At 64.1% G+C, this 15,093-nt stretch carries 14 protein-coding genes; 10 read left to right on the top strand and 4 right to left on the bottom strand.

Features of this window, described 5'->3' with window-relative positions:
• The first annotated feature begins 45 nt into the window (after positions 1 to 45).
• From uvrC to WA070_RS13220, 10 genes are all read left to right on the top strand, one after another.
• Complete coding sequence (gene uvrC / locus WA070_RS13265; RefSeq protein WP_422634406.1) at positions 46 to 1,959, top strand: excinuclease ABC subunit UvrC; 1,914 nt, start codon at positions 46 to 48, stop codon at positions 1,957 to 1,959.
• A gap of 144 nt (positions 1,960 to 2,103) precedes the next feature.
• Positions 2,104 to 2,412, top strand: coding sequence for a hypothetical protein (locus WA070_RS13260; protein ID WP_422634405.1), 309 nt, complete (start codon positions 2,104 to 2,106; stop codon positions 2,410 to 2,412).
• Positions 2,409 to 3,935, top strand: coding sequence for a methyl-accepting chemotaxis protein (locus WA070_RS13255; RefSeq protein WP_422634404.1), 1,527 nt, complete (start codon positions 2,409 to 2,411; stop codon positions 3,933 to 3,935). Before WA070_RS13260 ends, WA070_RS13255 begins: the two co-directional genes overlap by 4 nt.
• 49 nt (positions 3,936 to 3,984) lie before the next feature.
• Positions 3,985 to 4,719, top strand: a complete 735-nt coding sequence (recO, locus tag WA070_RS13250; RefSeq protein WP_422634403.1) for a DNA repair protein RecO — start codon at positions 3,985 to 3,987, stop codon at positions 4,717 to 4,719.
• Positions 4,720 to 4,769: 50 nt separating this feature from the next.
• Positions 4,770 to 5,813, top strand: coding sequence for a 3-isopropylmalate dehydrogenase (gene leuB, locus WA070_RS13245; protein ID WP_422634402.1), 1,044 nt, complete (start codon positions 4,770 to 4,772; stop codon positions 5,811 to 5,813).
• Between the two features lie 59 nt (positions 5,814 to 5,872).
• A complete protein-coding gene (locus tag WA070_RS13240) occupies positions 5,873 to 6,310 on the top strand; it encodes a hypothetical protein (protein WP_422634401.1) in 438 nt (145 codons plus the stop codon).
• 42 nt (positions 6,311 to 6,352) lie between these two features.
• The gene (locus tag WA070_RS13235) at positions 6,353 to 7,351 is read left to right on the top strand and encodes a threonine dehydratase (RefSeq protein WP_422634400.1); all 999 of its coding nucleotides are present in this window, start codon (positions 6,353 to 6,355) and stop codon (positions 7,349 to 7,351) included.
• On the top strand, positions 7,348 to 8,556 hold the full coding sequence (locus tag WA070_RS13230; RefSeq protein WP_422634399.1) for a trans-sulfuration enzyme family protein: 1,209 nt from the start codon (positions 7,348 to 7,350) through the stop codon (positions 8,554 to 8,556). The genes WA070_RS13235 and WA070_RS13230 overlap by 4 nt, the downstream gene beginning before the upstream one ends.
• Before the next feature lie 33 nt (positions 8,557 to 8,589).
• Positions 8,590 to 8,988 (top strand): Co2+/Mg2+ efflux protein ApaG, encoded by a 399-nt coding sequence (apaG, locus tag WA070_RS13225; protein WP_422634398.1) that lies wholly within the window; start codon positions 8,590 to 8,592, stop codon positions 8,986 to 8,988.
• Positions 8,985 to 9,776 carry a LysR family transcriptional regulator gene (locus WA070_RS13220; RefSeq protein ID WP_422634397.1) on the top strand — a complete coding sequence of 264 codons (792 nt, stop codon included), beginning with the start codon at positions 8,985 to 8,987 and terminating at the stop codon, positions 9,774 to 9,776. Before apaG ends, WA070_RS13220 begins: the two co-directional genes overlap by 4 nt.
• A gap of 114 nt (positions 9,777 to 9,890) precedes the next feature.
• On the opposite strand, the gene WA070_RS13215 is transcribed toward WA070_RS13220, so the two are convergent.
• The 4 genes from WA070_RS13215 to WA070_RS13200 all read right to left on the bottom strand — a co-directional run bounded on the left by WA070_RS13215 (position 9,891) and on the right by WA070_RS13200 (position 15,041).
• Positions 9,891 to 11,675, bottom strand: coding sequence for a cation:proton antiporter (locus WA070_RS13215; RefSeq protein WP_422634396.1), 1,785 nt, complete (start codon positions 11,673 to 11,675; stop codon positions 9,891 to 9,893).
• A gap of 245 nt (positions 11,676 to 11,920) precedes the next feature.
• A complete protein-coding gene (locus tag WA070_RS13210) occupies positions 11,921 to 12,550 on the bottom strand; it encodes a YitT family protein (RefSeq protein ID WP_422634395.1) in 630 nt (209 codons plus the stop codon).
• Between the two features lie 87 nt (positions 12,551 to 12,637).
• Entirely contained in the window at positions 12,638 to 13,792 is a 1,155-nt protein-coding gene (locus WA070_RS13205) for an aspartyl/asparaginyl beta-hydroxylase domain-containing protein (RefSeq protein ID WP_422634394.1), read from the bottom strand.
• 40 nt (positions 13,793 to 13,832) lie between these two features.
• Positions 13,833 to 15,041: an MFS transporter gene (locus WA070_RS13200; protein ID WP_422634393.1), complete on the bottom strand. Its 1,209-nt coding sequence runs from the start codon at positions 15,039 to 15,041 to the stop codon at positions 13,833 to 13,835.
• Between the last annotated feature and the right edge of the window lie 52 nt (positions 15,042 to 15,093).

The following is a 15,093-nucleotide window of genomic DNA, read 5'->3' as shown; positions in this document are numbered from 1 at the left end:
AACCTGCGCCATTGCGAAAGGCGCGCGCGACGCTATCTCTGCCCCATGTCCGGCCCACAGTCCCCCGATCGCTTCAACGAAGACAAGGCGAGTTTCACCATTACCGGCAGCCAGCCGGACATTGATGCTGGGGTGGAGGCGATCCGCACCACGCTCAAGACGCTTCCGATCCGCCCCGGCGTCTATCGCATGCATGACGCGCGCGGCGACGTGCTCTATGTGGGCAAGGCCCGCGCGCTGAAAAATCGCGTCGCCAACTATACCCAGGTCGATCGCCTGCCCCGGCGGCTTCAGCGCATGGTCGCCCAGACGCGCAGCATGACCATCGTCACCACCAATAGCGAGGCCGAGGCGCTGTTGCTGGAGGCGCAACTCATCAAGCGTTACCGCCCGCCCTATAACGTCCTGCTGCGTGACGATAAAAGTTTCCCCTTCATCCTGCTGCGTGACGACCACAGCTTCCCCCGCGTCCAGAAACATCGCGGTGCGCGTAAATATAAGGGGCGCTATTATGGTCCCTTCGCCAGCGCGGGTTCTGTGACGCGAACGATCAACGCGCTGCAAAAGCTGTTCCTGCTGCGATCCTGCACCGACAGTTTCTTCGCCAACCGATCGCGGCCGTGCCTGCTCTATCAAATCCGCCGCTGCTCGGCGCCCTGCGTCGATCGCATTGACCCGGCGGGCTATGCCGAACTGGTACAGGATGCGCAGGATTTTCTGGGCGGCAAATCGACGGCTGTCCAAAAGAAGCTGGGCGCGGCGATGGAACAGGCCGCCGAGTCCCTCGATTTCGAGCAGGCGGCGGTGATTCGCGACCGGTTGAAAGCGCTGACCTTCATTCAGGGCAGTCAGGCGATCAATGCCGAAGGGCTGGGCGACGCCGACATTTTCGCGCTGGCATCGAAGGGTGGAGCCATGTGCATCCAGGCCTTCTTCATTCGCGGTGGTCAGAATTGGGGCCATCGCAGCTTCTTCCCCGTCCACACCGCCGATGTGGCAGAGGATGAGGTGCTGGAAAGTTTCATGGCGCAATTTTATGAAGAAGTGCCGCCGCCCCGCCTGATCCTGGCCGACCGCCAGCCCGCCGAATGCGAGTTGATGATGCAGGCGCTCAGCGAACGAGCAGGTTTCAGGGTGAAGATCGAAATCCCCCAGCGCGGCGACCGCACCCGCTTGATAAAGCAGGCGCAACGCAACGCGGTCGAGGCGCTCGACCGCCGTCTGGCAGAAACCACGAGCCAGGGCCGCATATTGGATGATATGGTCGAGGCTTTCGGGCTGGACGGCGTGCCGGACCGGATCGAAATCTACGACAACAGCCATATACAGGGCGCGCACGCTTTGGGCGCGATGGTAGTCGCTGGGCCGGAGGGGTTCCGCAAGAACGCCTATCGCAAGTTCAACATGAAAGACCCGGTGATCTCTAACGACGATTTCGCGATGATGCGCGAAATGTTCGAGCGGCGCTTTGGTCGGGCGCAGAAGGAAGACCCCGATCGCGACAGCGGCGAATGGCCCGATCTGGTGCTGATTGACGGCGGCAAGGGGCAGCTATCCGCCGCCCGCGCCATGCTGGAGGAAATGGGCATAGAGGATGTCTGCATGATCGGCGTTGCCAAGGGGCCGCATCATGGCCGCGACGGTCGCGAGGTCTTTCACATGCTCGACGGGCGGGAAATCAGCTTTCCGGTGAATCATCCAGTGCTGTTCTACCTGCAACGCCTGCGCGACGAAGCGCACCGTTTCGCCATCGGCGCGCACCGGGCGAAGCGCAGCAAGGCGATCACTGTCAGTTCGCTTGACGAAGTGCCCGGCATCGGCCCAGCGCGCAAAAAGGCTTTGCTGATGCATTTCGGCACGGCCCGCGCGGTGCGCGACGCCGCGCTGGAGGATCTGGCCCGCGCGCCCGGCGTGTCAAAGGCGGTGGCTCAGCAGGTCTATGATTATTTCCACGGCTGACCTTTTGTCAGCGGCTGACTTCCTCGCCCTGCGAATACTCTGCGTAAATAAATGCGATCCGGACTGATCATAATGCCCTGTTAAGATATTCCTGTAACCTTCCCTATTGGACATATTGCTCGGCAACGGGGGGAGGCGGGGTCTATGGGAACCAGGACGTATTTTCGCTCAATCGCGCAGATGCTGGGCGTGATAATTTTACTGGTCCTGCTTACAGTCATGCCGTCCCAGCGGGGGACGATGCTGTTATGGCCCATTGGAAGTCAGAATGGAAAGGGCGTCGCGGCCATCGCCATCGCCGCCGGGGCGGTGCTGGTCGGACGTTCCGCCAACGGCGCGCTGATCGTACAGGGCGAACGGGCGCGCCTGCTTCAGGCCATGCTGCCTCATGCCATCATTCCGCTCGCTGCCTCCACAGGCTTTTGTGGTTCCGAACCTGCAGGTGAAGCATGACCACCCCGGATCCCTTGCAAGCCATTCGCCTGTCCGGCGCCCGGATGCTGATGCTGGTTTTCTGGCTCAACGTACCAGCGCTGTTCGTGACGGCGACGCTGATCGGATCGCCCGATGCGCTGCTCGCAACATTGTTTGCCGCCGCATTAGCGCTGCTGCCGACGCTATCGGTGCTGCGTCATGACGTCACTGCCCCCGCGCGCATGGCGTTGGCCGTCACGACGATGGCTTTCCCCGCGCTCTACATATTCCTGTTGCGCGATCATCCGTGGCAGATGGACATGCACATGGCCTTCTTCGCGGCGCTGGCCGCGCTGACGGCGTTGCTGGACCGGCCGGCGCTGCTGGCGGCGGCGGCGGTTACGGCGGTGCATCACCTCATCCTCAATTATGCGCATCCAGAATGGGTCTTTCCCAGCGGCGGCGACTTGCCGCGCGTCCTGTTCCACGCGACGATCCTGATCTTGCAGACGGCAACGCTGCTATGGATCGTGGCGCGGCTCGACCAGATGATCCGTGCGCAGGCAGCGGAAAAGGCATGCAGCGACGCCCTGCGCGTGGTGGCCGATGAAGCCAAGGGGCGGGCCGAGGCTGCACTGGTCGCGCTGGAAAAGGCGCAGGTCGTGGCCGACCGCCAACGCGTCGTGGAGGAAGCGGCGCGCCGGGCGGAGGAAGCCACCGACCGTCGCCGCCTTGTCGCCGATGCGCTTGAAGCGCGGCTTGGCGCCGTCGTCAGCGATCTGGGCCAACTGGCCCGCCAATTGTCCACCAGCAAACAATGGCTGTTCGACCTGCTGGATCGTACTACGGCCCGATCCGACGAGCTGCGCGCGGCGCATGTCCGGGCGAGGGGCGACGTGCGGGCGGTGGCGCAGGACACTGAACGGCTCGCAACCTCGATCGGGGAGGTGGGCAGCAGTGCCGGCCGCACCCGGCAGAGCGCGCATCAGGGGGCGGAGGCGACTCGTGCGCTGACCCCCGAAGTACAGGCGCTCGCCACGACCGTCGACGCTGCCAGCACCATCGTCGCGCTCATTTCGCAGATCGCCGGGCAAAGCCGCACCCTGTCCTTCAACGCCGGGATAGAGGCGGCCCGTTCGCAGGGCGATGCGCGCGGCTTCGCGGTCGTCGCGTCCGAAATGAAAAGCCTCTCAACGCAGACTGCCGACGCTACGCGGCAGATCGATCGCTATCTGGATGATATTCGTCGGGCGGCCGCCAGTGTATCGAGCGCGATCGAGATCGCCGCGCGATCGGCGGAGACGATCGACTTTTCGGCTGCCGCCATCGCGGATGAAGTGGCCGACCAGATTCGGGCGACCGGGGAGATAGCCGCCGCGACGGAAGAAATGGCTTGCCACATCGCCAATGCCGCCGCGCAGGCCGACGCCCTGAGCGCCGCGCTGGTCGAGGCGCAGGGGGCGATGGATCAAACCGACTCCGTGGCCAGCGCTCTGGCCAGCCGGTCGGAGGCGTTGCAGGAAACCGTGCGCAGCGTGCTGCAGGAATTACGCGTAGCCTGACGGGCGAACGGCGGTAGCTGTTAGGCGGATGCGGGGTTAAGAGGGCTGCGTGCCCACGCTCATCACGCCTGCCCTTGTCTGTTCCCTGCGCGCCCATGGCGAACATGGCGTTATCGCACGGTTGTTGACGCCCGCCCATGGCATGATCGCGGGCTATGTGCGCGGCGGGCGATCACGCACGATGCGGCCCGTGCTGCTGGCGGGCAACAGCGTCATGGCCGAATTTCGCGCCCGGACGGACGATCAGCTGGCCGGGCTGACGGTCGAACTGGCGCATAGTCGCGCGCCGCTCCATGCCGAACCGCTGCCGTCCGCCGCGATCGAGTGGAGCTGCGCGCTGACCGCCGTAACTCTTTCGGAAGGCACGCCTTTCCCTACGCTCCACGACGCGCTCGATGGCGTTCTGTCCGCCGTGGAGGCAGCGCCTGCCGCACGCGGATGGGCGGCGGCGCTGGTGCGCTATGAACTGCTGCTGCTCGCTGAACTGGGCTTCGGGCTGGATCTGACGCGCTGCGCGGTGATGGGCGCTCCGGACGATCTGGCTTTCGTCAGCCCGCGCAGCGCCGCCGCCGTCAGCCGTGCCGCAGCGATAGGCTATGAAAGCCGCCTGCTGCCCCTGCCGCCCTTCCTGCTGGAAGGGGGCATGGGCGATTGGGGTCAGATACTCGACGGACTGCGCCTGACCGGCTTCTTCCTCAAACGATCGGTCCTGACGGATCGGCTGGCCGACATACTCGCCGCGCGCGAACGGCTGGTGGAAAGGCTCAAAAGGGCGGTTGCCTGAACGGCTCCGTCGCCATAAGGCGCGGCGACGCATTGAGCAGGAGATGACGCATGTTGGTGGCCCTATTCCCCGGTGACGGTATCGGTCCCGAAATCGTCGCGCAGGCGATCCGCGTGCTCGACGCGTTGGCGATCGACGGCCTGACCTATGCGGACGGGCTGGTCGGCGGCGCGGCTTACAAGGCGGTGGGCCATCCGCTGCCGCCTGAAACGCTGGACCTCGCCAGGCGTGCCGACGCCATCCTGTTCGGCGCGGTGGGTGATCCCGATTGCGACGCGCTCGAACGCCATCTGCGCCCGGAACAGGCAATCCTGGGTCTGCGCAAGGAATTGGGTCTGTTCTCCAACCTGCGTCCGGCCAAGGTCTTTCCCGAACTCGCCCATGAATCCGCGCTCAAACCAGAAGTCGCTGGTTCGATCGACCTGCTGATCGTGCGCGAAACCAATGGCGACGTCTATTTCGGCGTAAAGGGCTTTCGCACGACTGCCGACGGCCTGCGCGAAGGCTATGACGTCATGTCCTATAACGAAGCCGAAGTGCGCCGCATCGCCCATGCCGGTTTTCAGGCGGCGCGCGCCCGCCGGGGCAAGCTCTGCTCGGTGGACAAGGCCAATGTGCTGGAAACCAGCCAGTTGTGGCGCGATGTTGTGATCGAAGTGTCCGCCGACTATCCCGACGTCGCGCTGACCCACATGTATGTCGACAATGCGGCGATGCAACTGGTGCGCAATCCGGGCCAGTTCGACGTCATCGTAACCGGCAACCTGTTCGGCGACATATTGTCCGATCAGGCGAGCATGTGCGTCGGCTCCATCGGCATGCTGGCGTCCGCAACGCTGAACGGCAGCGGGCAGGGGCTGTATGAACCGATCCACGGTTCCGCCCCGGACATTGCCGGCACGGGCAAGGCCAATCCGCTGGCGACTATTTTGTCCGCCGCGATGATGCTGCGCTACTCGCTGAACCTGCCCGATCAGGCCGACCGGATCGAAACCGCAGTGGCAAAGGCGCTGGCCAATGGCGCGCGGTCGCCAGACCTTGGCGGCGCGATGACCACGGTGGAGATGGGCGACGCCGTGCTGGCGGTGCTGTAACCGCCATTTAATCATTGCGCGCCCATGTCGTTATCAAGGCATAAAACAGGGGCGCACATATGTACGGAAATTTAACGCAGGGTCATGACGACCTGCGCGTGTCGATGCGGGATTTCGCCCATGTCATGCAGACTGCATCCATGGCTGATATGCCCGTTATTGCGCGTCTGCGCATCGCATTTTCGCGCTTGTTCAGCGACCATATGGGTCAGGAAAACGCCATCATAGAAGCATTGCGCCGTGGCCCTCTGACGCCGCAGGCCGACGCCATATTGCGCGAACATAGCCGGGCTATCGTCGCCCTGTTCCTGCGGTATAGCGACCATATCAAATATTGGACCCCGGCGCAGATCGGGCGGGACTGGCCGGGTTATCGCGACGCGGTGCTGGCCCTGCAGGACGGCTTATACGAACGCATGGAGTGGGAGGAAGAACATCTCCATCCTCTTTCGATCGCCCATATCACCGCGCGGCCTGACCGGTCCAGTTACGCATAAACGGTTCTGTCAGCGGGATGGCCGACGCGGTAGGGGCATGGGATGACTGATTTCTCCCTCGCTTCCCTGCGTTCCGCCGCCGCCATGGTTCATGCGCATGTCCCTCCTACCGCCCAATATGCCTGGCCGCTGCTGTCCCGGCGAACGGGTTGTGAAACCTGGGTCAAGCATGAGAACCACACACCCACCGGCGCGTTCAAGGCGCGCGGGGCGATCACCTATATCGACTGGTTGCGGCGCACCCATCCGCACGTCACTGGCATCATCACCGCCACGCGCGGTAATCATGGTCAGGCGCAGGTGCGCGCAGCCACTGCGGCGGGGCTGAAAGCCACCATCGTCGTGCCGCACGGCAATGCGCTGGAAAAGAACGCGGCGATGCGCGCGTTCGGCGCGACGTTGATCGAACATGGCCATGATTTCGACAGCGCCAAGGCAGAAGCGATCCGGCTGGCGCAGGCGCAGGGGCTGTTCATGGTCCCGGCCTATCATGACGAACTGGTGCGCGGCGTCGCCAGCTATGGTCTGGAACTGTTCGACGCTGTGCCCGACCTCGACACCGTCTATGTCCCTGTCGGCTGCGGATCGGGCCTGTGCGGCACCATCGCAGCGCGCGATGCGCTGGGCCTTGCGACCAAGGTCGTTGGCGTCGTGTCTGCCCATGTGGACGCTGCCAAATTATCGTTCGAGGCGGGCAGGCTGATCGCGTCGCCCACCGCCTTCACCTTTGCCGATGGCGTCGCCGTCTGCACCCCCGTTCAGGCCGCACTCGACTATTTCGGCCCCCGCGCCGACCGCTTCGTGGCCGTCACCGATGACGAAGTAGCCCAGGCGATCCGCATCTACTGGCAGGACACGCATAATCTGGCCGAAGGGGCGGGGGCGGTGGCGCTCGCTGCCCTGATGCAGGAAAAGGACGCCATGGCGGGCAAGAAGGTTGCGGTTATCCTGTCGGGCGGTAATGGCGATATGAGCCAGATGGCGGAGATATTGAGCGGCGCGACGCCGCACGTAAATCAGGATATGCGGAAAGCGATATGAAGCGGAAAAGCGGCCAGAACCCTGAGATCACCAAAAACTGGAAGCCTGCGACGCTGGCCATCCGTGGTGGCACCGCGCGCAGCGAATGGGGCGAAACGTCCGAAGCCCTGTTCCTGACCAGCGGCTACAGCTACGACCGGGCCGAAGACGCCGCCGCGCGCTTCGCGGGCGATCAGCAGGGCATGACCTATTCGCGCCTGCAAAACCCGACCGTTGAGATGCTGGAACAGCGCATCGCCCTGTTGGAGGGGGCAGAAGCCTGCCGCGCGACCGCCACCGGCATGGCGGCGATGACCGCCGCCTTGCTGTGCCAGTTGTCGGCGGGCGATCATGTCGTCGCGGCCAAGGCGGCGTTCGGTTCCTGCCGCTGGCTGACCGACACGCTGCTCCCCAAATTCGGCATCGAAACCACGACCATCGACGCGCGCGACAATGCTGCATGGGAAGCGGCCATTCGCCCCAATACCAAAGTCTTCTTCTTCGAAACCCCCGCCAATCCGACGATGGACATCGTGGATCTGGCGGCGGTGTGCGCCATCGCGAAAGCGCATGGCATCACCAGCGTCGTAGACAACGCCTTCGCCTCCCCCGCGCTGCAACGGCCGATGGAGTTCGGCGCGGACGTCGTGGCCTATAGCGCGACCAAGATGATGGACGGGCAGGGGCGTGTGCTCGCGGGCGCGATTTGCGGCACGCGCGACTGGATCGATAACGTCCTGCTGCCGTTTCACCGCAACACCGGCCCGACGCTAAGCGCGTTCAACGCCTGGGTTGTGCTCAAGGGTCTGGAAACGCTCGACCTGCGCATCCGCCGCCAGAGCGAAAATGCGATCAGGGTGGCGCAGTTTCTGGAAGGACGCGTGGCAAAAGTCCTGTGTCCGGGCCTCCCCAGCCATCCCCAGTACGCGCTGGCCATGCAACAAATGGAGATGGCCGGACCGATCTTCGCCCTCTATGTCGGCGGTGGCCGGGCGGAGGCGCACGGACTGCTTAACGGTCTGGAACTGGTCGATATCAGCAATAATATCGGCGATTCCCGATCATTGATGACGCATCCGGCATCGACCACCCACTTCGGCATGGCAGAAGAAGCCCGGCTGGAGGTCGGCATTACCGAGGATATGTTGCGCCTGAACGTGGGTCTGGAGGATGCCGATGATGTCATCGCCGATCTCGATCGCGCACTGACGTCGATAGGGCGTTGACGTAAGCCATCCGGCAGGCGCATCTCTCCCCTCATGAACGCTTTGTTTCCCCTGCACGCGACGACGCGCGACATTATCGTCCACGCCGCCGTCACTTTCCTGCCCGAACAGTCGGAGCCGGATCGGGGCCGCTGGTTCTGGGCCTATCATATCCGTATCGAAAATCAGGGGGATCAGCCGGTGCAGTTGCTGACCCGCCACTGGGTCATCACCGATGGTCGCGGCAACCAGCATCGCGTCGATGGCGATGGCGTGGTGGGCGAACAGCCAGTGGTGCAGCCGGGCAAAAGCTATGACTATGTGTCGGGTTGCCCGCTCAACACGCCGACGGGATCGATGACCGGCAGCTATCAGATGATCGGCGCGGCGGGGGAGTTGTTCGACGTGACCATTCCTGCCTTCGCCCTGATCGCGTCGGCGGTGGCGGAATGAAGCGCACGCATCTGCCGCTCAACGGCCTGCGCGTGCTGGATGCCGCCGCCCGGCACCTGTCCTTCACCCGCGCGGCGGACGAACTGGCAGTGACGCCCGCCGCCGTCGGCCAGCAAATCCGCGCGCTCGAAGACCTGCTCGGCGTCGTCCTGTTCCGCCGCACGCCCAAGGGGCTGGAACTGACGCCGGAAACGGAAGCGGGCCTCCACGCGTTGCGGGCGGGCTTTCTGGAATTTGAGGAAGCGGTGCGCGCCATGCAGGCTGGCCAGTCCAGCAGCGCGCTGACCATCGCCGCGCCGCGTGACATCACCGCCAAATGGCTCCAGCCGCGTCTGGCCGCCTATGCCGCCAGCCAGTCCGACCTCAAATTCCTGCTGGTCGCCGCTGACGAAGCGCTCGATTTCACCGAAGCCAATCTCGACCTTGCGCTGCGCCTGTCCGACACGCTGGGCGACAATGAAGGGCTGAAACTGGGGGAGGCGACTTTCGTCACGGTGGAAGCGGCCAATGGCGGACCCGATCAACGGATCGCATGGCCCGGCTGCCCGAATGAGGATGAACCGGCAATCATCCGCGTCGCTGATGCCGGTCTTGCTATCGAAGCGGCGGCCAATGGCTTTGGCCGCGCGATCGTCCCATCCCTGCTGGCGCAGGCGGACATCGCAACTGGCCGCGTGCGTCAGGTGGGCGAAGTCATCCCCACCACGCTATCCTACTGGCTGATCGCCCCCCTGCCACAATGGCGACAGAAAAAGGTCAAGGCGCTGGTCGAAGCGCTGATCGCTTAGGGGTCGATGCACACGACCGGTTCAAGGCAGAGGGACTAAGCCTAATTCTCTCCAACTGGAGAGGGGGCGAGGCAAGCCGAGCCTGCGCGAATAGCACGGATCGCAGCCTAATCCCTAACCCACCTCATCAGGCCGCAATCGCCGCAATTTAGGCGCGACCTCCATTTGCGCTGCTTCCTTGATCCCGACGCGCAAATCCTCGCGCATCTGGTGGATCGACGCGATCACCGGACCCATGGCGACGCCCAGGTCCACCAGCGCCGTTTCGGCCAGTTGCAGCGAACTTTCCAACGTTTCCGGCACCGCATCGCTCGCGCCCGCCTTATAGAGTTGCGCGGCATGGTCGGTATCGCGGGCGCGGGCAATGATCGGCAGGTCCGGCACCCATCCTCGCACGCGTTTGGTGAGACGGACCGACAGGACCGGATCGTCCATCGTCAGAATGAGCGCGCGGGCATGACCCAGCCGCATCCTGTCGAGCATCTCCACACGGGCGACGTCTCCGAACAGGATCGGGTAGCCAGCCTTGCGCGCATCCGCGACGATGTCGGGGTCGGACTCCACGACGATAAAGGGCTGTTTATGCGTCTTGAGCAGGTCGCACACCAACCGGCCGACCCGGCCAAATCCTATGACGACGGTGGCGGCTTCGGTTTGCTCTCCGCTGGGGTCAACCGTCTCCTCGCCGAGCGCCATTTCCAGCCGACGGGCAACGTCATGCCCAATCCGGGCGAGCAGGGGGGTGATGGTCAGGCCGATGGCAGTGACGATCTGCCAGAATGCGGCGGTCGATGGCAGGATCAATTGTGCCGCCGCCGCCGTGGACAGCACGATCAGCGTCGTTTCGGACGGGCTGGACATCAACACGCCCACTTCCAGCGCCACGCCTTTGCGCGTGCCGGAGAAGTAGAGCAGCGCCGCCGTCACCAGCGTCTTGGCCAGCACGACGCCCGCGACCGCCAAGACGAGACTGGGCCAGTTGGCCAGGATGACCCGGACGTCCAGGCTCATGCCGACGGTAATCAGGAAGACGCCCAGCGCCAGCCCTTTGAACGGCGCGGTCATCACTTCCACCTCGCCATGATATTCGGTTTCCGCGATCATCAATCCCGCGAGCAACGCGCCCACGATGGGGGACAGGCCAGCGATGGACGTCGCAAGGCTCGACACGATGACGACGAGCAGGCTGGCGGCCAGAAACACTTCGGGGCTTTTCGTCCGTGCCGCCTGACTGAAAATATGCGGCAGGAAAAATCGGCCCAGCACCAGCATGATGACGATCGTGATGCCCCCGCGTAACAGGGTGGCCGTCATCGCGCCCCATGCGCCATCGGGGCTGGCCGCGACGGATGGCGCCAGCGCGCCCAGCATGAAGATGATCGGGACGAGCGCCAGATCCTCGAACAGCAGCATGGAAAAGGCCGCGCGCCCGACCGGGCTTTGCGTGCCGACCATCGGCAACACCACGGCGGTGGACGACAGCGCGAGCGCGAGGCCCAGCCCGATCGCGCCCGACGACGGCTGCCCCAGCAGATACAGCCCCATGGCGATCAGCGCCGCGCTGCCCAGCAATTCCGCCGCACCCAGCCCGAATACCTGCGTGCGCATCGTCCACAACCGGCGAAAACTCAGTTCCAGCCCGATCGAAAACAGCAGCAGGATGACGCCCAGTTCCGCAAACGGCTCGATCGCTTCGCGGTTGGATATGGTGACATGGTAAAGCCAGGGATATTGCCCCACCAGCGCGCCCAGTCCCGCAGGCCCGACGGCCAGCCCCACCAGGATGAACCCGATGACCGGACTGATCCGAAACCGCGCAAAACCGGGAATAACCAGCCCCGCCGCGCCCAGAATGACGAGGGAGTCGCTAAAACTATTGGGATCAATCACACCGGCCATGCTTGCATCATTGCGGCAAGCCAACGGAATATCCAGTCTTTTGGTAGAAAATGTGATGATCGCCAGAGGCAGGCTGTCCGCCTTTTAATGACAGGATGACTTTGGCTTCAGGAGAGATGTACGCCCAGCAAAGTTGAACCGCTCCGACCAATCGAACGATGTGCCACGTCCTGATCCCCTCTTCGGAAAAGCGTGTAGAATCAGCAATCAAAGCCGCTGCCTGCACCCTTTCACGCACTGGTCTCCTAATGCCCGACATATCGTCCCGGTCGGTGATTGACGAACAGCACGGCGTTGATCGCCGCCGCAGACAGGATCGACAGACCGAATCGCTCGACGCTCAACACCGGTAGCGACGCGAGCAGGATGACGATGTCGCCCATCATCTGCGTGCGCCCCGCATTCCAGCCGCGCCGTTTTTGCAGGATCAGCGCGACGACGCCCAGCCCGCCGACGCCCGCTCCATGGCGCGCGATGGCAAGAATGCCAAAGCCGATGATCGACCCGCCGAACAGCGACGCGAACAGGGGCGACACACGCGCGATCGTCAGGACATGGGGCATCGCGACGCCTATCCCCAGGATCGCGACATTCACGAACAGCGTCTTGAGGAAGAAAGACAGTCCCATCTGTCGTCCCGCGAACAGAAAGAAGGGGATGTTGATCAGCAGAAACAAGGTCGCTGGCGACCAGTGAATCAGATAGGACAGCAGCAACGCGATGCCGGCCATGCCACCGGTCACCAGATTGGCCGCGCGTAACAGCAACAGCCCCATGGCGATGAAGGCGCAGCCAATGGCGATGGCATAGCCATCTTCGGCCAGATTGTGCGGACGCGGCGGCGGCAGCGGACTGTGTGCGGACGGGATGGGCATGGCGGGATTCCGGCAAGGCGTTATGCCCGGTCATCCTCATCCCCGCGCCGCTCATACAGTGGCGGCGCTGCGCTGCAAACCTTATCGTCAGCCGCCCGTATCGACCTGTCCCCCGCCGAACAGATCGATCGCCTGGAACAATCGTGTCAGCGCCTCCCGCTCTTCTGCATCGATCTCGGGCCGCCATATCTCGAACAACAGGATGACGCGGGTGTCCGCGCCCCGGTTCCACGCCTCATGTTCGATACTATCGTCAAAAATCAGCATCTCGCCCGGCCGCCACGCGCGCGTTTCCGCACCGACACGCATTGCGCAGCCATCCGGCACGACCAGCGGCAGGTGGCAGATTAGCCGAGTGTTGAGCAAACCATGATGCGGCTGGATATGCGTGCCGGGATGCAGCAGCGACCACAGCGCCATGGGGGATCGTCCCTCGATCACTGGCATCGGCGCATGGGCCAGCGCCGCCATGACCGCCGGGCATCGCGCTGCATGATCGGCCACCGGCGCGCCGCCCTGCCAGAAATAATAAGCGCCCCAGCTTGGGTCGTCGCGCAAGGGATTATTCGGCGACGGGCGACCCGGCGTAGTCTGAACATAAGGCGCGAAGTCAGGCGCACCCGCGCGCACATCGGCCAACTCCTCGACGATTGCGCCGGTCATCGCCTCCATAGGTTCAATCCAGTCGAATTCATCCCGTTCGTAGAAAGCCCGCTGCGGCAGCCCTGGAAAATAGAACATGCTGGGTTGCTGCAGAAAGACCTCGCTCTTGCCCAGCAGCAGGTCGGTCGCATGGGCGATGCGTGGCAAGGCGGGCAAGTCGGCGATGGCAGCGCTCAGATGATCCTCGAACCGCCCGCTGGCCTGCGCGACGATAGCCTGCGCGCGGGCCAGCACCGATTGCAATTGCGCCGGCGCACCTGTCGCAGCGGCCTGCGCCAGTGCGGCGCGGCACCATGTCGATGCCGCCCGCTCGTCGCCCCGCCGCAGGGCGTTCTGCCCCATCGCCAGCAGCGCGGGAATGTCGCGATGATGGGCGTCCAATATGCGTTGCAGCGCCGCCGCTTCGCCATCCAGGTCACCCGCGCGGGCACATATCTGCGCCACCAGCATCGCGGGCGGATCGCCCATCGCGTCCAGGCTTGCGCGCGCCAACGCCATATCGCCCCGCCGCAGGGCAGCGATCGCCGTATCGCGCAGTTGCGTCTCTCGTACCATCATGTCGGCAGGCGTATCAGTCATGCCCCGGTCTTAATCTGGAGCGTGCCAGCGGGGAAGGCGCTTATTTGCAGGCCATCGGCACCAACGCACGTCCTCGTCTTTCCAGCGCGATCGCGCCCAGATAAATGGCCAGTCCCGCCAGCGCCAGCAGCGCACCAATCCACCCGGTCGATGTCAGGCCATAACCTGCGGCGATGGCGAGGCCACCCAGCCATGGCCCAAGCGCATTGGCGACGTTAAATGCGCTATGGTGCAGTGCGGCCGCCAGCGTCTGCGCGTCGCCCGATACGTCCATCAGCCGCGCCTGCAATGGCGTGCCCAGCCCGCCGCCGATGCCGATCAGGAATATGTCGAGCGAGAGCGTCCAGATATTGCCGGCCATCAACGGAAACAGCGCCAGCGCGACGGCGCTCCACAACAGCACGCCGATGACGGTGCGGTCCAGCGCGCGGCTGTCGGCCCGATCCGCCGCCCATGCCGCCGCCAGATTGCCCAGCGTCAGGCCAATACCAAAAATCATCAGCACGACCGGTACGATCCGTTCGGACACATGGGTGACGTCGATCATGGTCGACGCGACATAGGTATAGACGGCAAACAGGCCACCAAAACCAACCGCTCCGGTCAGTAGCGTCAGCCAGACCTGCGGCTTGCCCAGAGCCGTTAGCTCACGCATCGGGCTGGCCTGCGGATCGCCCGCATCGCGTGGAGCATAGAATGCCACCAGCGTGATCGTAGCCACGGCCAGCGCCGCGACGACGAAGAAACCCGATCGCCAGCCCAGCGCTTGCCCCATCCAGTTGGCGACCGGCACGCCGATGACGGTGGCGATGGTCAGGCCCGACATGACCCGCGCAATCGCCTGCGTGCGCTTTTCCACGGGCACTTGGCTGGCCGCGACCAGTGCCGCGACGCCGAAATAGGCACCATGGGGCAGCCCGCTCAGGAACCGAAACACGAGCATCCAGCCATAGCTGGGAGAGATGGCCGACAGGCCGTTGCCGATCGCGAACATCGCCATCAACCCGATGAGCAATGTGCGACGGGGCAGGCGCGCGCCGAACGCGGCGATCACCGGCGCACCCGCCACCACCCCCAGCGCATAGGCGCTGATCGCATGACCAGCGGTCGGCGCATCGACGCCCAGGTCGCGCGCGAAGAAAGGCAGCAGGCTCATCGCTGCAAATTCGGTCGTGCCGATGGCGAATGCGCCGACGGACAACGCGAACAGGACGAGCGCGGGATGCGCCTGATGCGGGGAAGCGCTCACGGCCAAAGCTCCATGCTGCAATGCAATGTGGAAAGAAGGGGTTTAGATGGTC

It is taken from the genome of Sphingobium sp. (assembly GCF_049304695.1).
In the GTDB taxonomy this organism is placed as follows: domain Bacteria; phylum Pseudomonadota; class Alphaproteobacteria; order Sphingomonadales; family Sphingomonadaceae; genus Sphingobium.
This window is presented reverse-complemented; position numbering and strand designations above follow the sequence as displayed.